General features: G+C 35.1%; 17 protein-coding genes. 9 read left to right on the top strand and 8 right to left on the bottom strand.

The window, feature by feature from the left end; genetic code table 11:
* The first annotated feature begins 62 nt into the window (after positions 1-62).
* The 3 genes from rlmD (at position 63) to JZO69_RS10020 (ending at position 2928) form a co-directional block, all read left to right on the top strand.
* Positions 63-1436: a 23S rRNA (uracil(1939)-C(5))-methyltransferase RlmD gene (gene rlmD / locus JZO69_RS10015; protein ID WP_207112736.1), complete on the top strand. Its 1374-nt coding sequence runs from the start codon at positions 63-65 to the stop codon at positions 1434-1436.
* Positions 1436-1564 carry a hypothetical protein gene (locus JZO69_RS16760; protein ID WP_010760640.1) on the top strand — a complete coding sequence of 43 codons (129 nt, stop codon included), beginning with the start codon at positions 1436-1438 and terminating at the stop codon, positions 1562-1564. The genes rlmD and JZO69_RS16760 overlap by 1 nt, the downstream gene beginning before the upstream one ends.
* 161 nt (positions 1565-1725) lie before the next feature.
* Entirely contained in the window at positions 1726-2928 is a 1203-nt protein-coding gene (locus JZO69_RS10020; protein WP_207112737.1) for a YdcF family protein, read from the top strand.
* A 55-nt stretch (positions 2929-2983) separates the two neighbouring features.
* On the opposite strand, the gene JZO69_RS10025 is transcribed toward JZO69_RS10020, so the two are convergent.
* Positions 2984-3358 (bottom strand): MerR family transcriptional regulator, encoded by a 375-nt coding sequence (locus JZO69_RS10025; protein WP_207112738.1) that lies wholly within the window; start codon positions 3356-3358, stop codon positions 2984-2986.
* A 1819-nt stretch (positions 3359-5177) separates the two neighbouring features.
* Positions 5178-5549: an iron chaperone gene (locus tag JZO69_RS10030; protein WP_207112739.1), complete on the bottom strand. Its 372-nt coding sequence runs from the start codon at positions 5547-5549 to the stop codon at positions 5178-5180.
* A gap of 127 nt (positions 5550-5676) precedes the next feature.
* Here JZO69_RS10030 and JZO69_RS10035 point away from each other — a divergent pair, with 127 nt between their 5' ends.
* Positions 5677-6198 carry a DUF1697 domain-containing protein gene (locus JZO69_RS10035; RefSeq protein ID WP_347401585.1) on the top strand — a complete coding sequence of 174 codons (522 nt, stop codon included), beginning with the start codon at positions 5677-5679 and terminating at the stop codon, positions 6196-6198.
* A gap of 64 nt (positions 6199-6262) precedes the next feature.
* Positions 6263-7345: an endonuclease/exonuclease/phosphatase family protein gene (locus JZO69_RS10040; RefSeq protein WP_207112740.1), complete on the top strand. Its 1083-nt coding sequence runs from the start codon at positions 6263-6265 to the stop codon at positions 7343-7345.
* 117 nt (positions 7346-7462) lie between these two features.
* On the opposite strand, the gene JZO69_RS10045 is transcribed toward JZO69_RS10040, so the two are convergent.
* The 5 genes from JZO69_RS10045 to JZO69_RS10065 all read right to left on the bottom strand — a co-directional run bounded on the left by JZO69_RS10045 (position 7463) and on the right by JZO69_RS10065 (position 13637).
* Positions 7463-9799: a glycoside hydrolase gene (locus JZO69_RS10045; RefSeq protein ID WP_207112741.1), complete on the bottom strand. Its 2337-nt coding sequence runs from the start codon at positions 9797-9799 to the stop codon at positions 7463-7465.
* A gap of 549 nt (positions 9800-10348) precedes the next feature.
* Positions 10349-11767, bottom strand: a complete 1419-nt coding sequence (locus JZO69_RS10050; RefSeq protein ID WP_207112742.1) for a sensor histidine kinase — start codon at positions 11765-11767, stop codon at positions 10349-10351.
* Complete coding sequence (locus JZO69_RS10055) at positions 11751-12395, bottom strand: response regulator (protein ID WP_207112743.1); 645 nt, start codon at positions 12393-12395, stop codon at positions 11751-11753. Before JZO69_RS10055 ends, JZO69_RS10050 begins: the two co-directional genes overlap by 17 nt.
* A 15-nt stretch (positions 12396-12410) precedes the next feature.
* A complete protein-coding gene (locus JZO69_RS10060) occupies positions 12411-13037 on the bottom strand; it encodes a hypothetical protein (protein WP_207112744.1) in 627 nt (208 codons plus the stop codon).
* A gap of 30 nt (positions 13038-13067) precedes the next feature.
* Positions 13068-13637, bottom strand: a complete 570-nt coding sequence (locus JZO69_RS10065) for a glycoside hydrolase family 73 protein (RefSeq protein ID WP_207112745.1) — start codon at positions 13635-13637, stop codon at positions 13068-13070.
* 329 nt (positions 13638-13966) lie between these two features.
* On the opposite strand from JZO69_RS10065, the gene JZO69_RS10070 reads away from it, so the two are divergent.
* From JZO69_RS10070 to JZO69_RS10085, 4 genes are read left to right on the top strand one after another with little or no spacing between them, the layout of a single operon-like run.
* The gene (locus JZO69_RS10070) at positions 13967-14281 is read left to right on the top strand and encodes a rhodanese-like domain-containing protein (RefSeq protein WP_207112746.1); all 315 of its coding nucleotides are present in this window, start codon (positions 13967-13969) and stop codon (positions 14279-14281) included.
* The gene (locus JZO69_RS10075) at positions 14281-15933 is read left to right on the top strand and encodes an FAD-dependent oxidoreductase (RefSeq protein ID WP_207112747.1); all 1653 of its coding nucleotides are present in this window, start codon (positions 14281-14283) and stop codon (positions 15931-15933) included. The genes JZO69_RS10070 and JZO69_RS10075 overlap by 1 nt, the downstream gene beginning before the upstream one ends.
* Complete coding sequence (locus JZO69_RS10080; RefSeq protein ID WP_207112748.1) at positions 15933-16238, top strand: rhodanese-like domain-containing protein; 306 nt, start codon at positions 15933-15935, stop codon at positions 16236-16238. Before JZO69_RS10075 ends, JZO69_RS10080 begins: the two co-directional genes overlap by 1 nt.
* Entirely contained in the window at positions 16228-16482 is a 255-nt protein-coding gene (locus tag JZO69_RS10085; RefSeq protein ID WP_207112749.1) for a metal-sensitive transcriptional regulator, read from the top strand. The genes JZO69_RS10080 and JZO69_RS10085 overlap by 11 nt, the downstream gene beginning before the upstream one ends.
* Before the next feature lie 148 nt (positions 16483-16630).
* Here JZO69_RS10085 and JZO69_RS10090 read toward each other — a convergent pair whose 3' ends face one another.
* On the bottom strand, positions 16631-17254 hold the full coding sequence (locus JZO69_RS10090) for a Crp/Fnr family transcriptional regulator (protein ID WP_207112750.1): 624 nt from the start codon (positions 17252-17254) through the stop codon (positions 16631-16633).
* Positions 17255-17349 lie beyond the last annotated feature (95 nt).

The following is a 17349-nucleotide window of genomic DNA, read 5'->3' on the forward strand; positions in this document are numbered from 1 at the left end:
CTATTGCTTTTCTAGCATTTTTTCATTAGAATGATAGAAGTGCATTAAAGAAGGAGCGACTTATGAATAATTTTCCAGTGAACAAAAATGAAACAATCGAAGTTGATATTATTGATCTGACACATGAAGGAATGGGTGTTGCCAAAGTTGACGGCTACCCGCTTTTTATAGAAAATGCTTTGCCAGGTGAAAAAGTCGAAATCAAAGTCTTAAAAGTCGGCAAAAGTTTCGGTTACGGAAAAGTCTTGACGATCTTAAAATCAAGCGAAGACCGTGTACCAGTTAAAGATGCAAACTTTACTAAAGTTGGAATCAGCCCATTACAGCATTTAGCTTATGGTGCTCAATTAACTTTCAAAACAGACCAAGTGAAAAACGTGATGCAGCGTGTAGCGAAATTACCAGATGTTCCAGTATTGGACGCACTAGGCATGAACAATCCCTGGGGGTACCGCAACAAAGCGCAAATTCCAGTAAGAAAAATCGATGACAAACTGCAAACTGGTTTCTTTAGAAAAAATAGTCATGATCTAATTCCATTAGAACATTTCTATATTCAAGATCCTAAAATCGATGAAGCAGTTATCAAAATCCGTGATATCATGAGACGTTATAGCATCAAGCCTTACAACGAATCTGATAACACTGGTAACTTACGTCATATCGTCGTTCGTCGTGGCTATCATACTGGAGAAATGATGGTTGTTTTGATTACTAGAACGCCAAAATTATTCCCAACAAGTAAAATTATTCCTGATATTTTAGAAGCGCTGCCCGAAGTTGTCAGCATCGTGCAAAATGTCAATTCTAAAAAGACAAACGTGATTTTTGGTGACGAGACGATTCTGTTACACGGAGAAGATCAAATGATCGATACGATTTTTGATTTGAAATTTGAAATCTCTTCTCGGTCATTTTACCAAGTAAATCCACAACAAACAGAAGTAATGTACAATAAAGTCAAAGAATACGCAGCGTTGACTGGTGAAGAAGTTGTTGTTGATGCGTATTGTGGAATCGGTACAATTGGTTTAACCTTAGCGAAAGATGCCAAACATGTTTATGGTGTGGAAGTCATCGAAGAAGCAGTGAAAAATGCTGAAAGCAATGCTAAATTAAACAATATTACCAACGCTACATTTACTGCTGGTTTAGCGGAAGAAGCATTACCAAGATTGATTGAAAATGACATCAAACCAAATGTTGTAATCGTTGATCCGCCGCGTAAAGGTTTAGAGGCAAGCTTAGTAGAAACATTGATCGAAACAAAACCTGAACGAATCGTTTATGTTAGCTGTAACCCAGCGACATTAGCACGTGATCTTGCCTTACTAGTTGAAGGTGGCTTTGAAGTGAAAGAAGTTCAACCAGTGGATAACTTCCCACAAACAACACATATCGAGTCTGTTACTCTGTTAACAAAGGCGGTGCAATAATGGATACAAAGAAAAAAATGTTAGAATTGATCAAGAAGAAACAAGGCGGAGGCCGCTCTGAAAAAATGGAGAAGCCTAAAAATGACCGTAGAAACATGCGTAAAGGTCCAAAAATTTACAACAAGTAGCAATGGGTCAGATGAAACCTATGACGTCTAGTGTGTTATCGGTTATCCAAATAACAGGAGACTAAGGTATGATCCATTGAAGCATACCTTAGTCTTTTTAGTGAATAGTCAAAAATGGAGCATTTTCTTTAAAGGGAAAAAACAATGACAAAGGAGAAAAAATGACTCAACTCAATTATTCTGTTCTTTTGATTTACTTGCTTAGTTTGCTAGGACTGGGAGTATGGTCAAAAAAGAAAGAAAAACCGTTCTTTGAACCATTGCTTTTTATTTGGACAGGAGCTTATTTTATGCTCTATACTGCCATTCTGGAATGGAAAGTAGGCACCTATTATTTCTTCATTCCATTAGCATTTTTAGGGTTATTCCTACTCGTCTATTTTTTAGAAAAGCGATTGCTGATCAACGGAGCATTGTTCAATATATTTTTATTAAGTTTAGGAATCGTTACTGCAGTCATCTATGCCGAAACTCGTGATCAATTACTCTTATTCATTTTAGAAATTGTAGTAGCAGCTCTTACGGTATTGGTCTTTTTTGGCAGTTATGCATTGATTACTTTTTTATATTGGAATGCTATTGTACTTTCGAAAAAAGAATCCCGCTCACTTTCTAACATGCTTACTTTGGTGATGGCAGTTGGTTTAACGGCTATTTTAGCGTTTTATTCTTATTTTTCATTATCATTACCACTGTGGGGGGCAGCCCTTTTCAGTAGTGTATTGCTCGTGATTGCCTATTTCTTTGTGGTATTTTATAATTTTTTGACGATTTCAATTCTTTATCAGTTTAACCAACCTAAATACGAACAAGATTTTATTGTTGTGCTAGGCGCAGGTCTAATAAATGGCGAACAAGTCTCTCCCTTGTTAGGAAAAAGAATTGAAAGAGCGATTCAATTTTATCAAGAACAGGCAAAACGGACGTCTAATCGTCCGGTTCTAGTGATGTCTGGCGGACAAGGTTCAGATGAAGCTTTACCTGAAAGTGAAGCGATGAAAGTATATGCTATGGCACAAGGAATCCCAGAAGAAATGATTTTGGTTGAAACAAAATCTAGAAATACGCTGGAAAATATGATGTTTTCTAAAGAAATCATGGATGAACAGTCAGACAATAAGAGCTATCAAGCCATTTTCTCAACGAATAATTATCATCTATTTCGTGCTGGAATATTTGCACGAAAAGCACATTTAAAGGCAGATGGGATTGGAGCTAAGACCGCTTTTTATTTTTTACCAACTGCCTTTTTAAGAGAATTTATTGCCATTGTGATGATGAAGAAAAAAAGACATCTTATTATAAGTTTGCTCATTATGCTTGTGATGATGATTGCATCCTACTTTTTATATAAGTATATGTAGAGAAAAAAAGTACAATAAGACAAAAGATTCCTTTTTGTTTTATTGTACGCTTTTTTTATTTTTTTATAGGATTGCTTTTCACTCGTTCGCTATACACGTCTATTTTATAATCAAGCATGTCAATGCCTTCTTGAATTTGCTTCATTTCACTTAAAGCAATCTCTTTTTGCTTCTTCAATAAATCCAATCGATTTTGATTCGTAGAATCTCCTTCATGCCACCAAATTAAGTATTGTTTCAAATCCTCGATCGTCATACCTGTTTTTTTCAAATGCATAAAAAAATCGATCCATTCTTTATTACGGTCATCATAAATCCGAATATTATTCAGATCTCTTTTAACCGTAATCAAGCCCTCTTTTTCGTAAAAGCGCAGAGTATAGGGAGTAAGACCAGTCATTTCTGAAAATTCGTGAATTTTATAAGCCATAAAAGCTACCTCCTAGATAATTACTTACATCTATTCTATCACGTAGAGTGGACTCTAAGTCAAAAAATAAAATGTAACATAACTATTAGAATTTATGCTGATGTAAGCATAAAGAAGAAATCTCATTACAACAACTTATACTATTCGCTAATATGCATAAAATTTAGATAAATAAGATTGGAAAGTAAAGTCGTCAGTTGATGATGTATCTTATAATGTTAGTAAATATAGTTCTAAATAGCCGTATTAAGCCATAATTTATTAAAGAAAAAAATAAGTATAACGTGTGGCATAATAATCTATTCTTATGTTAGAATTAAATTAAGTTTATCAAGTATGAATTGATTTAGAGCCGTATGATCTATCTGATTGAAGATATTATATATAGCTACTTCATTAGAGCTTTTCTAGTAAATTATCTTTATATAAAAACAAACAGCTGTTTAACCTTTTGGTAGAGAAATGGTTGGTATGGTTATTTTTCAAAGGAATAGTTGTATGGGATTAAACAGCTGTTTGAAATAAGAGGCTCTGCAAAACCTCCTATTTTTTGTTTGAAACCAATAATCTGCTTTCCGCCAGTCAGATTATTGGTGATACTGGCTTACAAAGAATCATTCGATACTTTTTTCATTCAGTCGGTAGATCTAGAAAAATTTTTGTTTGCATGTTTTACTTTTTATTTTTTACGCATTGACGTAGCACACCTTTTTTTAGACTGAACGGGCAAAGTTCGGTGAACGATTGACTCCAGTAATACCAGATTGTAAACACCAAGAGATGAAAAAAATGTGTTAGAAAAAGGAGAACTTGGTGTTTACGATTTATAAAAAGAGCGAAAAAATACGGCATTGGTCACCAACCAATACCGTGCAAAAGTACAATGAATAATCATTAATTTATCCAAATCATAAAATTTGCAAAAAAACACTAGTATTTCTTACAAATTTTAGGTAAAATGAATAAGTCAATGCGCATTGACTTAGGCAACTTGTATGATCAGTTCGTGCTGATGATACAGGGCTCTGTGAACGGATTTGCTGTCCTTTTACAGAGTGCCTATTTATTTTGTTTTTCGCTCTAATTATCTAGTAGTAAATCCAAAACATAAAAAATGGTATTAGTCAGAAACTAATACCATGAAGCATTCAGTAAATAAACATTAACTAAATCTATCGAATAAGCAAAAAAGACTAGTAATCTTTTCTTACTTTTAGTACAATAAGGATAGTCAATAACATATTGACGGAGGCAACTTGTATTATTAGTTCGTGCTGATAATACAGGGCTCTGCGGGATGATTTGCTGTCCTCCTGCAGGGCGCCTTTTTTTTTATTTAGTTTTGTAATATTATCTTAACTTAAAGAGAGGAGTATAGTCAATATAATTTTTCAAAATAGTTAAAAATAACAGGAAGAGAGTGAAAATTTCTGGGAATATTACAAGTATAGCTTTGTTTTTACCTAAAGGAATTCTTAATCTTTTGTTCGGTATGGTGATTTAGCAGAAGCGCTACTTCATTTGTCTATACAATTTATTAGAAAAAAAGCTGAGTTGATGGATGAAAATTATTAGAAGGTGAAAAAATAATTCTGAAAGAATAACACCTACGCGGATGACTAAGTTAAAACCAATTTCAGATTTAAAGAAGCTGAAATATAACTCTAAGAGGTTATATCTCAGCTTCTCGATTTTTATTTTATCTTTGGGGAAGATAAATGTTCTATTGCTCTATGCACAAATAATAAACTATTTATTCTGAAATTACTACTTCAAAAAATTCTTATGGATAATACTTTTTTGAATTAAAGTCTGTCATCTATTCCCGCCAAAATTTTGTATAATGTAGTTTCTCTTGAACGTTATAATCGATTATTTTTTTCAATAATGAAAAATCAATCGGCTGATCCCACGTTATTTTGATAATATTATCGGTGTGTTGATATCCAGATTTTTCAATGTCATCTTTGAAGGCGGCAATTGTTACTGTTTCTGGAGCAATCGAAAGGTGCTTCTTTGCAGTGCTGTAAGCAATAATAAATGTGTCATGATCAGTAAACATCGGTTGATTCCATTTTATGACCACTTTAAACTCAGGATAACTTTTCATTGTCCACTCAAACAGTTCTTCTAAACGTTTGCGATGCTCGGGTTCGCTGATATTGGCGAAGAATTCATTGATATCTTTCATCATTCCGTCCTCTTTTCTTCCTAGTAATGATTTTCTTTATTATAATATAAGAGTAGGATTGAATAAACTATTTGCTTTAAGCTGAATAGTAGTGAATTGAATCGTGAAAAATAGGAGGGACTAAAAAATGGCAACTTATATTGCTTTATTACGCGGCGTCAATGTTGGCGGTAAAAATCGTGTGGTTATGGCACAATTGAAAGAGCGTTTTGAACAATATGGCTTTACAAAGGTCAGTACATATTTGAATAGTGGCAATGTTATTTTTTCTAGTGAAATAAAGGATATTATACAGTTGACTAAAGAATGCGAAGCGCTGATCGAATCAGAGTTTGGCTTGCAGATCACTGTGACGATCGTACCTAGCGCAATGTTACTGGAAGCGCTGGAACACATGCCGAAATGGTGGAATACAGATCAAGAATCAAAGCATAATGTGATTTTTGTGATTGCACCGACGACAACAGAAGAAGTTATCGCATCCGTTGGTGAAGCAAAAGCCGAATATGAAAAAGTCGCCTATCATGAACGAGTGATTTTCTGGTCAGTACCAATCAAAACATTTTCAAGAAGTCGCTGGTCAAAAATCGTTGGAACAAAATGTATAGTCGAATTACGATCAGAAATGCTAACACGGTCACTAAGTTAGCAGAACTTGTACAGAAAAATAAATAAAAAAATCATTCCTTTGGCAAAAGAAAGTTGAGACAATAATGAACATAAGAAAAAGTATCAAAATCAGTTTAAGTATCCTAGCAATTTTCATCGCAATTATTTTAGCTTATGTAGGCTATGTTTATTTTAGCTATTCTAGAATCGCTGATGACATTTCTATCGAAACCAATCAAAAAGCAAAGGAAAAACAAGCTACGACAAACAAAGAATATAAAATCTCCACCTTCAATATTGGTTACGGTTCTTATACAACAGATTACACATTTTTCATGGACGGTGGCAAACAATCAAAGGCAGTAAGTAAAGAAAGTGTTGTCGAAAATATCTCTGGAGTGAGTGATACAACGAAAATCATCAATCCAGATTTCGCCTTATTCCAAGAAGTTGATGAAAAAGCGACTCGCAGCCGTGGAGTAGATGAAGTAGCGCAGATTACGCAGCAATTTAATGATTATTCTAGTATATTTGCTACAAATTATGATTCAGCGTTTTTGATGTATCCTATTCTAGATCCAATTGGCAAATCAAAATCAGGAATCTTGACCTTAAGCAATAAAGAAATTGAAGAAAGTACCCGCTATAGCTTACCGATCGAAACGAATTTTAATAAATTTTTTGATTTAGATCGTGCGTTTACTGTGTCAAAAATTCCAGTTGAAAATGGCAAATATCTGATGCTGTATAACGTTCATTTATCTGCATATATCAAAGATCAACAGATTCAAAAAGAACAAGTCCATAAATTATTCGATCATATGGAAAATGAATATAAAAAAGGGAATTACGTTGTTGGCGGTGGCGATTTTAATCATGACTTACTGGATTCTTCTACTGAGACCTTTAAAAATGATACAACAGAAGAATATACATGGCTGCAGCCGTTTCCTAAAAAAGAGTTGCCGAAAAATTTGCAAGTAGCTGAATTAAGTGAGGTAACCAATCCGGTGCCTTCCGTTCGTAATTTAGATAAACCTTATAAAAAAGGGGAGTCATTTGTAGCCTTGATCGATGGATTTATCATTTCAGATAATGTCGAAAATGTGAGTGGAAAAGTGATAGATGCTGAATTTAAAAACTCGGATCATAACCCAGTTGAGATGACGTTTAAGTTGAAAAAATAAAAAGAAGAGCCCGGAGCAAAACTAAAAATCATTTTGTTCCGGGCTTTAAATGCAAATAAATGGTGGGAGCAGAAGCAATTCTTCGGAGAAATAAGCTTCTGTCTCAATCTATTGGATTTAACCTTCAGTTTTTACAACAGTTTTTTTGCCATCATTAATGATTAACGCCGTATGACTGGAAATTTTAACGCCGTCTGCATCGTAATCAGTATCAGAAAAATTAGCAATCACAGATAATTTCTCACCAAAGTCAGTTTTTTGAACCAAACGATCATCTGTTAAGACTTTAAAATCAGTCATCTCATGTTGTAATGCTGCTTTTTGGAAAGGACTCCAAATTTTGGCATTTTCTGAAATATCTTGTTTATGTTCTTCCCAAGTAGCTTTGTCGATATGCATCATTGGTGGAGTGTTGTATAAAAACTCCTTCATGCGGCGTTCACCGACTTGGTTCTTAATCTTGTAGCTATCCCATTCCCATTGATGTGAAGTGATCACAGAACGGTTGTAAACTAGCTTATAGAGTGGCAAAGAATAAACTGGATCAGTGTAAATTGCTTTATATTCTTCTTTGATCGGGACAACTTTTTTATATTTAGTTGGAATTCCACCGTCTAATGCAGCGTAGCTTCCCACATAATATTCACTTTCTTTGTTTTCACGCATATCAGGATCAGACCACATAATGACAGGTGTTTCGATGCCGTGAGCAAAAACCATATCTTTTGAAGCAAAGTCATTTCCGCCTTCTGAGCCGACAACTAAACCATTTTGATTAAAATAATCCATTCGTTTTAAACGTCCGGCAACATCTTCACTTTGTGTGGTCAAGTGATCAGGGCTGTAGTCATTATAGATTTCACCAGCAGCATCTGTATCTAAGAACCAAGAATTGAATGGAATTTTATTCTGCATGATGCCAGTAAAACGTTCTTCTACATCAGGAAAAATTTGTGTTGGATTCAGTTTACGACCTTTGCCCAAGAAACCAGCAACTTTTTCACCATTTTTCTTAGTGACTGTCGCATTTTCATATAAATTTTTATTAGGGAAAGAGGCTGTATTCCAATCAATGCTAGCATTTTCTTGGATCGATTGATATGAATCATAAGGGCCAATGAGATAGCCTTCATCAGCGGCTGTTTTGACCATTTCTGGGTTCATCAAGCCATTGGCCCAATTTGGCAGACCGATCCATGCATTTTCTACGCCGGATTTTTTCATGTCTTTGAAAACGTCAGAGGAAGTTGCTTGTCCCCAATGTTCAAGTGGTGGTGTTAAATCACCTAGAACGCCAGCTAATAGATGTTTATTTAATGTGTAACGTTCTTGTTCACTTAGGTTGTCGATGCCTTTATCGATCAGTTTTTGTGCTTCTGCATCCGGATTTTTGAAGATCTCTTTATTATAAAATTGTGGATAGAGAAGTACATAATTGATCGAGGTTAAGAACGTGTTTTTCTCATATTTATAGCCTTCATTATTTTTAAACGCTTCTAACGCTTTCAGGTATTCTTCAGAGCCGTCTTCTCCATATTGAGCTAACAATTCACCAATCCATTGGAAAATTGGTTGGTCTACCAGTTGCGGTAATTTGGCCCATTTAATATCTTCTGTTGTTAAAATTCGGCTGTTCCAATAATACACTTGAATCGCACCACGCATTTTTTTGATTTCTGGGTTTTCTTTCTCTTTTTCATCCAGTGTTTTGAATTCACCCAAATCGATTCGATCCATTTGGTACGTTTTCGCGATTGCGACAGGATCATTATCAGTAACGTAAAGTCGATAATTCTTGGTTTTATTTTTGTCGAAGCCAATAAAATTATGGCTAGCTTCCAACGTAAGATGGGGTTCAGTTTTAGTTAAAAGATCACTATTAAACGTATTGTCCATCACAAAAGTTGTGGCAAATGTTTCTTGATTGGTTGTAAAAAAACTCATGGAAAAAGTTTCACTCATTGATAATTCTTCATTTTGTTTAAAGTAAGCGAGCCATTCTTTTTGGTCATTAGGAATCGTTTTTCCTTCTGCGATTGGTAAGACATAATTTTTAGCGTCTAATTTAGGCCATGTAAACGTTGTATCTTGGTCGGATAAACTTGTGAGAGCTACGGCTAAATGATTCTTTTCTTTTTTTAATTTGACGTTGATTTGCTCATCAGGATAGGTCCAACTGACTTCGCCTTTGCTTTTTTTCAGATCAGTAACTTTTTTTGGTTCTTGAGGTTTAGAAACTTCTGCTGTTTCACCTTTTTCAGTGATCGTTACAGTGAACGTTTCAGGATCGACATCGAAAGTAAAATCCGTTTTAGCGTAGGTCTTATTTTTTTCGATTTCGTTGTTGACGATCAAATTTTCCGTTTTACTGCTGGCTTTTGTATGGGTGAGATTACAAGCAGTTAGTGATAATGAGATTGCAGCTAAGCTTAGATAGATAGTAAATTTTTTCATGAGTTCCTCCTAAATTTAAAAGCGTAGCGGGCTTGCCCTGCTCCGACAGAAAAATAGGGAAAAATGACTGAGGTGCTTTTTACCTCATTCAAATTTCATCTTTTTTCCGAGGAGTAAGCCCGCGGAGCTAGATAACAAAAAGCTAGAGCGGCTCGCCCTGCTCCGACAGAAAAATAGGGAAAAATGACTGAGGTGCTTTTTACCTCATTCAGATTTCATCTTTTTTCCGAGGAGTAAGTGCGTGAAGCTAGATAACATAAAGCTAAAACAATCATGTTCAGCTCAATACCATAAACTGATTCTAACAAGCTAATGTTACAGAAAAATGCCAAAAGCAAACAAAAAGTGAGTGGGACATAACTCTTCGAGTCATATCCCACTCACATGGAATCCGGATAAACGATGGGAGCAGAAGCAGTCACTACGCTACGCTTCGATCACATCAAATTCTAAGTGCTAAAGCACTAAGATTTGAAGGCTTCGGAAATAAGCTGAAATTCACAAAAATTTGAAGAACAATTTTCGTGAATTCCTTCTTATTTCTCGGGATTAAAAACTTCTGTCCCAATCTCCACCAACTTTATAAAAATGTAAAATAAAAATCAGTGTATGATGAATCAATTTTGCTTCAACGGTAAAACCATGTTCAGCCATGATCGATTGAACGATAGATAAGCCAAGACCTGTTCCAGATAGGTTTTTATTCCGAGATTTTTCATGAACGTAAAATGCTTCCCAAAGTTTGTTCACATCAAAGTCAGAAGCTAAAGAGGTTTGATTACTTATTGTAAATTCGATAAAATCCTCTGTTTCTCGCCAGCTGACTTGAATCTCTTTATCAGTAGTATATTTAAGACTGTTAGTTAGTAGATTTTCAAAAACCCTTTTGATCAAAAGAGGATCAGCTTCGATCAATGAAAGAGGTTTGTCAGTGTCAGCTTCTAGTAGTAAAATAGATTCTTTTTCCATTGTTGGTGTAAGTTCGGTCACTGTTTTCCGCCAAGTATCTGATAATTGTAGTGGAACTTTATTGATTGGTTGTTGTTGCTCTAGTTTTGCATAGTCCAACATTTGATCCACGATATCATTCAAACGCTGAGTTTGTTGTAAAATCACTTCCAGATAAGTCCCGTCATCTAAATCATCTTGGATTCCTGAGCCATACGCTTTGATCAAAGCGATTGGTGTTTTCAGCTCATGAGTCAGATCAGCGGTAAATTGCTTAAGTTGTTCATTTTTGGCTAATAAGTTTTTTTGGTAAGTTGCTAAAGCATAGCTCATTTTATTGATGCTTTGGGCTAATTCGCCAATTTCATTTGCTGGAATATCATCGGTTGTGACAAAAGATAGGGTAGTAATCTCTTCTGCAACTTTTTTTAAGTCCACTAAAGGATCAGTTATTTTTCGAACGGAAATGTAAATCAAAATAATGATTAAAATCAATGTTAGACCTAAAGAAATAAAATTAAACGTGTTGATCAAGTTCGCCGTTTCTGAAAAATTAACTGTCGAAATACCAACCATATAAAATGTATTATCAATCACCCGCATCTCAACTAAGAAACTGGATTTTTGCTTCCCCTGATCGAAATTTCGTTGAACAGATTGTGGTTGATTTTGCAATTGATCTAAGGTTTCCTGGGTGATCCAAAAACGATTCAAAGCAACTTTTTTTCGATTTAGATCTACATTCAATGCTTCATTGAAATCATCCAGCGATGTACCATCCAGCGTTCGTTTAATGATCGTGACTTGATTGTTATTTTCTAATTCAGCTAGTTGTTGATCAGTATTGGAATTTTGTTGGATATCGATCATAACTGAGGTAACTTTATGTTCCATTTTTGAAAAATAATAATGAGGGATAATCAGACTATTCAAAAGAAACATAACAATAAAGCTACCAATAATGATCAGTGAAAAGGTTACTGTGAGTGTTGTGCTGATTTTTCTAGTTTTCTTTTTCAATGAGATAGCCAACTCCTCTTTTGGTAGTGATGATCTCATCGCCAATTTTTTCACGAAGTCGTCTAATATGGGTGTCCACAGTCCGTGCTACACCGTCATAATACATTCCCCAAACACCGACCAAAAGTTGTTCTCTCGTTAAAATAGTTCCACGATTGTTAACTAACATCATAAGCAAATCAAATTCTTTTTTAGTTAAATCTAAGGCTTCTTCATGTTTCCAAACCTTTAAATTAGCCGGATCAATCAGTAAATTTTTTATATAAAAAGAATGGGTCAGACCAAGTAATTTTTTGACACGTAGCAACAATACTTGAGGATGAAATGGTTTGGTAATATAGTCATCAGCACCGCTGGATAATGATAGGAACTCATCTTCTCCAGTTGTCTTAGCGGTTAACATCAATATTTTTAAAGAACTTTCAGCTTTAATCGTTTTTAGGACTTCAAGTCCATCGATTTTAGGCATCATCCAGTCAATAATAGCTAAATCTAATTTTTCTTGATAAAAGATATCTAAAGCCATTTCACCATCTAAAGCAGTAAAAACGGTAAATCCAGCTTTCTTTAAATAAGCACTAACGATCTGCACCATTTCTGGGCTATCATCGGCAACTAAAATATTCACGATCAAAAACTCCTTTTAAAGATTCGTTATTTTTTGTTTAAGGTAAATAAACTGGCAAATAAGCACAAGTGAAAATAAGCCAATCAAAGGCAAATCTACGTAAACTATGAAGTAACTTGGCGCATAAAAGTCCCTAGCCAGCCAAAAAGTAGAATAGAAGAAACAGCTTGTATAGAAGAATTCAGCTACGATTATTCCTAAAATAATAGAAGGAATAAGCAGTAAAACCGAATCCAAAAAGAGCTCGCTAGCCACTCTGACAGCCGAAGCTCCGAGCATTTTTTTCGTTACTAATTCTTCTTTATTCAATAATAAAGCTTTTTGAAAATAGATAAAGAGATATGCGATACCGAATAAAAATAAACTGATAGTAAAAATAATGAAACCATTTTTTAGACTGACTAACAAGGTGATTAAATGATCGCTGGAATTTGTCTGAACGAAAGAGTCCAACGAATTTGATTCTAGTAGCTTATTTTCTTTTTCTATTGTTTCAAGATGATTAGTAGTGACCAATAGGTGAAGTAAAATGGTTAACGTCAAAGTATACAAGAAAATAAAAGTGCCTTTAAAAAAAGTGGCACCTTTATTTCTTATAAGATCAATGCTGCTATCTTTTACAACATAATATAAATTATACATAAGAAACCTTTCCTAGTAGCTAGTATTAGATTATTTATCATATTTGTTTAACTTAAATTCCTCGATTAATTCAATCAGCTTTTCCGCATAATCTGGATCAGTTGCATAACCACCATTTTGTAAAGCAACCGCCGCTTCTCGATAGTTTTTACTAGTTTTTATGGCATCATAAGTTCCGCCTTTTAAAAATTCTATATGATCGACCATCGATTCTTGGATCGTTTCATATTTCTTAAAAGAGTCATTGATCGTGATCCGTTCACCATTAATAAATTCATCCGTAGGCATAATGCTGGATTGTTCATTAAATTCGCCTTTGATCCCGAAAAGATTTTTGGCTTCTACAGCTAAATCACTGCGCCCCCAATCAGATTCTAAAATCGCTTGGGCGATAGTGATGCTGGCAAATAATTTGGTTTGTTTTTGTAAAAGTTTCGCTTCAGATGCTATTTCATCAATAAAAATCTGCTGATAAGCAGTCGCTTCATCTTGGATGGGTTGTTCTTCTTTATTAAAAATAAGGAAAAGACTAGCAAATGAAAGAAGTAGAATCAATAGTAATGGTAAAATATTTTGTTTTTTAAGAATTCCTTGATTCATGTCATACCCTCTTTTCTTGTTGTTGTGCGGTTTATCTAAGTAACTATATTCAGTATAGAGGTCTAATGTTACAAAAATATGCCAAATAAGTTAATATTTGTTTGGCTTTCTTAAGAAATAATTCAGTTTGTTTAAGAACATCCCACATTTAATAGAAACAGGAGGAACTTGTTCAAAAAATTTCAGGTAGTTTGGGCTGTGGATCGTCATTTTATAATCATATAGGCAAAAATGATTCATAATTTTTTGAAGCAAACCTCTTTACAAGTAAATAAAAATCATTTATGCTATTTCTTGTAAATACCCATAGGGGTATAAAGGAGGAACCAATGTTTACATTTTTTAAAGGAAATTCAATTACTACAAGTCAACTTCAGCAAAAGCTAGCTTTAAAACCAGAAGTCATCGATGTAAGAGAAACAGCAGAATTTGCCAGTGGACACATAAAGGGAGCAAAAAATATACCCCTAGGTAAAATAGCTGGATATACAACAAAGAAGGACCAGCCCGTTTATGTAATTTGTCAATCTGGTATGAGAAGTCGAAGAGCTGTAAAAATCTTGAAAAATAAAGGAATCGAAGCAATCAATGTTAAAGGCGGCATGAGCGCTTGGCATGGTGAAATCAGAGGAGGGAAATTATAATGCGTGTAGTAATTATTGGCGGTGTGGCTGGTGGAATGTCAGCAGCGACAAGACTAAGAAGATTATCTGAAGAAATCGAAATCATCGTTTTAGAAAAAGGTCCGTATGTATCTTTTGCTAATTGCGGTTTGCCTTACTATGTCTCAGGTGAAATCAGTGAACGTTCAGAATTGATTTTACAAACACCAGAACAATTGAAAAAAAGATTTAACATTGATGTTTATCCAGAAACAGAGGCAATCAACATCGATCGACGAAATAAAACGGTTTTAACCAATTCAAACGGTCGTGAAGAAGTAATCAGTTATGATAAATTGATCCTTTCTCCAGGGGCAGAACCAGTTGTCCCAGCGATTGAAGGTTTGAATCAAGCTACAAATGTTTACACCTTAAGAAATGTTCCTGATGTTGATAAAATTGTCGCAGCAGTTAAAAATGAGCAACCAAAAAAAGCTGTTGTGATCGGCGCGGGATTTATTGGTTTGGAAATGGCGGAAAACTTGCAGCATTTAGGCATTGATGTCACATTAGTAGAAGCTGCACCGCAATTGTTACCACTTTTAGATGAAGAAATGGCCGCTTTTGTGGAAAAAGAATTGAAGCAAAAGGGAATTACCGTTTATACGGGCGCAGGAGCAGCTGCCTTTAGAGATTCTGGCAAAAAAATCGAATTGAGTTCTGGTGAAACGATTATCAGTGATTTTACGATTTTGTCGATTGGGGTCAAACCATCCAGTGATCTTGCTATTGCTGCAGGGTTAAAAACAGGTTTGAGAGGTGGAATCGTCGTTGATCAAACGTATCAAACCACTGATCCAGATGTGTATGCTGTCGGGGATGCGATCGTCGTAAAACAACAAATCACAGGAGAGGATGCCTTGATTTCACTTGCTTCACCAGCAAATCGTCAAGGTAGACAAGTTGCTGATGTGATTGCAGGTGTTGCTCGTAAAAATCAAGGCAGTATTGGAACTGCAATTGTTCGAGTCTTTGATCTTGCAGCAGCCAGCACAGGATTAAGTGAGCGCCAATTACGAAATAGTAATTTGGAATACAAGGCTGTTCATACGACTTCTAAAAGCCATGCTGGGTATTTTCCCGGTAGTCATCCAATCGTGATGAAGCTTCTATTTCATCCTGTTTCAGGAAAAATCTACGGTGCCCAAGCAATCGGTGCTGATGGCGTGGATAAACGAATAGATATCATTGCGACAGCCATCAAAGCTGGTTTAACCGTGATGGACTTACCAGAACTGGAATTTACGTATGCACCGCCATTTGGTTCTGCTAAAGACCCAGTCAATATGATTGGCTATGCGGCTACAAATATCGTAGAAGGTTTTTCTGAGAATATTCAATATTACGAATTAAAAGAAGCGATAGAAAATGGTGCACTTTTACTTGATGTGAGAAATCCAGGAGAATTGAAGAATAACGGTTCATTACCTCAAGCTAAAAATATTCCATTGGATGAATTAAGGGAACATTTGGCTGAATTACCAAAAGACAAAGTAATTATTGTTAGTTGCCAAAGCGGACAACGCAGTTATTTAGCTGAACGTATCTTGAAAAATAATGGATTTGATGTTAAAAACTTAGATGGCGCATTTCAAATATATAGTACAATTTACCCTCAGGAGGTTATTAAATAATGTATAAATCAATCATGATCGACGAATTTGAACAATTAGAAAAAAGAAATGAACTAGCAATCATAGATGTACGCGAAGATGAAGAATATCTTTCTGGGCATATCAAAGGAGCCAAAAGTCTACCGCTTAGTACCTTGGACAAAACCGCTGGCTCGCTGGATAAAGAGCAACCGTACTATATTATTTGCCATTCTGGCGGACGCTCACAAATGGCTAGTGAATATTTTGCTTCATTAGGGTATGATGTAACCAATGTGATGGGCGGCATGTCTGCCTGGAGAGGAGAGGTTATTGATGGCGTGTGATCCTAAATTAGCCAACCGCTTAAAACGGTCAGAAGGACAGATTCGTGGGATTTTGAAAATGATGGAAGAAGGAAAAGACTGTCGAGAAGTCGTAACACAATTGACAGCTGTTCGCTCCAGTATTGATAAAGTGATCGGTCTTGTTGTAACTGAAAATTTGAAACAGTGCATGGAAGCTGAAAATATCGACCTTGCTGGAGAGGATTTGGCTAAAGCGTTAGAGATGATCGTAAAAACGAGATAAAACTGAGAATGAGACAAAAGCGTTTATTTCCGAAGCCTTCAAATCTTAGTGCTTTAGCACTTAGAATTTGATGTGATCGAAGCGTAGCGTAGTAGTTGCTTTTTTCTCACCATTTATTCGGATTTATAGCCTAAAATAAAACTGATTTTTAGTTTTGTTTTAGGCTATATTTTATAGTAATGGGCACTTTTTTCTTTAGCAGCCAACCCGTTTTTTCCAATTCACTTAATGATATAGAAACTCTTGATTGTGAAGTACGGCAGAATTTGGCTAACGTTTCTTGCGTAATAAATGAAGGCAATGCGAGATGTTCGTCAGGTGTTAAATTCCCAATGCGATCACTTAAATAAGTCAGGGCATTCTTTACTCGTTCGGTCGTTGGCAGATGTAGAAAGTCAAAATAACCGTAGTGTCGTTGTAAAATATCAGCAAAGTTCTTTAAAAGTAATTCATAATAAGTTGGTTCCTCGTTCAAGGTGTTCAAAAGTAACTCCTTAGGAATACTGAAAATTGTTGCTTCAGTACTAATAACTCGAATAGAGTGTGATTTTTTCTTAAACGTGGAAAAACTATCTAACCCAAAAAAATCATTTGGGAAAATAAAAGAAGAAATATAGCGTTGTCCCTCATTCAGTATCTCAACACAAGTAATTCCAGACACAACATAATATAGAGTAGACGCTTTTTCGTATTCATCAATGATCAACTTATCTTTTGTATATGTTTTTTCAGTCCAGCCAGTGGGCAGTCTTTTTTTTAAATAGTCGATCAAAAGAGTATTATCTTTATATAATTCGATAAGTCATTGCTCCTTTTACTAAAGTATAAGTGAAGTTAGTATAGCATAGTTAGTAATTAGAATAAAAA

The sequence above is a fragment of the Candidatus Enterococcus ikei genome, assembly GCF_017316105.1.
GTDB lineage: Bacteria > Bacillota > Bacilli > Lactobacillales > Enterococcaceae > Enterococcus_L > Enterococcus_L ikei.

What these genes read in the sequence shown, in the direction of transcription:
- rlmD (WP_207112736.1), top strand. Translation starts at nt 63, where the DNA reads ATGAATAATTTTCCAGTGAACAAAAATGAAACAATCGAAGTTGATATT.
- JZO69_RS16760 (WP_010760640.1), top strand. Translation starts at nt 1,436, where the DNA reads ATGGATACAAAGAAAAAAATGTTAGAATTGATCAAGAAGAAACAAGGC.
- JZO69_RS10020 (WP_207112737.1), top strand. Translation starts at nt 1,726, where the DNA reads ATGACTCAACTCAATTATTCTGTTCTTTTGATTTACTTGCTTAGTTTG.
- JZO69_RS10025 (WP_207112738.1), bottom strand. Translation starts at nt 3,358, where the DNA reads ATGGCTTATAAAATTCACGAATTTTCAGAAATGACTGGTCTTACTCCC.
- JZO69_RS10030 (WP_207112739.1), bottom strand. Translation starts at nt 5,549, where the DNA reads ATGAAAGATATCAATGAATTCTTCGCCAATATCAGCGAACCCGAGCAT.
- JZO69_RS10035 (WP_347401585.1), top strand. Translation starts at nt 5,677, where the DNA reads ATGGCAACTTATATTGCTTTATTACGCGGCGTCAATGTTGGCGGTAAA.
- JZO69_RS10040 (WP_207112740.1), top strand. Translation starts at nt 6,263, where the DNA reads ATGAACATAAGAAAAAGTATCAAAATCAGTTTAAGTATCCTAGCAATT.
- JZO69_RS10045 (WP_207112741.1), bottom strand. Translation starts at nt 9,799, where the DNA reads ATGAAAAAATTTACTATCTATCTAAGCTTAGCTGCAATCTCATTATCA.
- JZO69_RS10060 (WP_207112744.1), bottom strand. Translation starts at nt 13,037, where the DNA reads ATGTATAATTTATATTATGTTGTAAAAGATAGCAGCATTGATCTTATA.
- JZO69_RS10065 (WP_207112745.1), bottom strand. Translation starts at nt 13,637, where the DNA reads ATGAATCAAGGAATTCTTAAAAAACAAAATATTTTACCATTACTATTG.
- JZO69_RS10070 (WP_207112746.1), top strand. Translation starts at nt 13,967, where the DNA reads ATGTTTACATTTTTTAAAGGAAATTCAATTACTACAAGTCAACTTCAG.
- JZO69_RS10075 (WP_207112747.1), top strand. Translation starts at nt 14,281, where the DNA reads ATGCGTGTAGTAATTATTGGCGGTGTGGCTGGTGGAATGTCAGCAGCG.
- JZO69_RS10080 (WP_207112748.1), top strand. Translation starts at nt 15,933, where the DNA reads ATGTATAAATCAATCATGATCGACGAATTTGAACAATTAGAAAAAAGA.
- JZO69_RS10085 (WP_207112749.1), top strand. Translation starts at nt 16,228, where the DNA reads ATGGCGTGTGATCCTAAATTAGCCAACCGCTTAAAACGGTCAGAAGGA.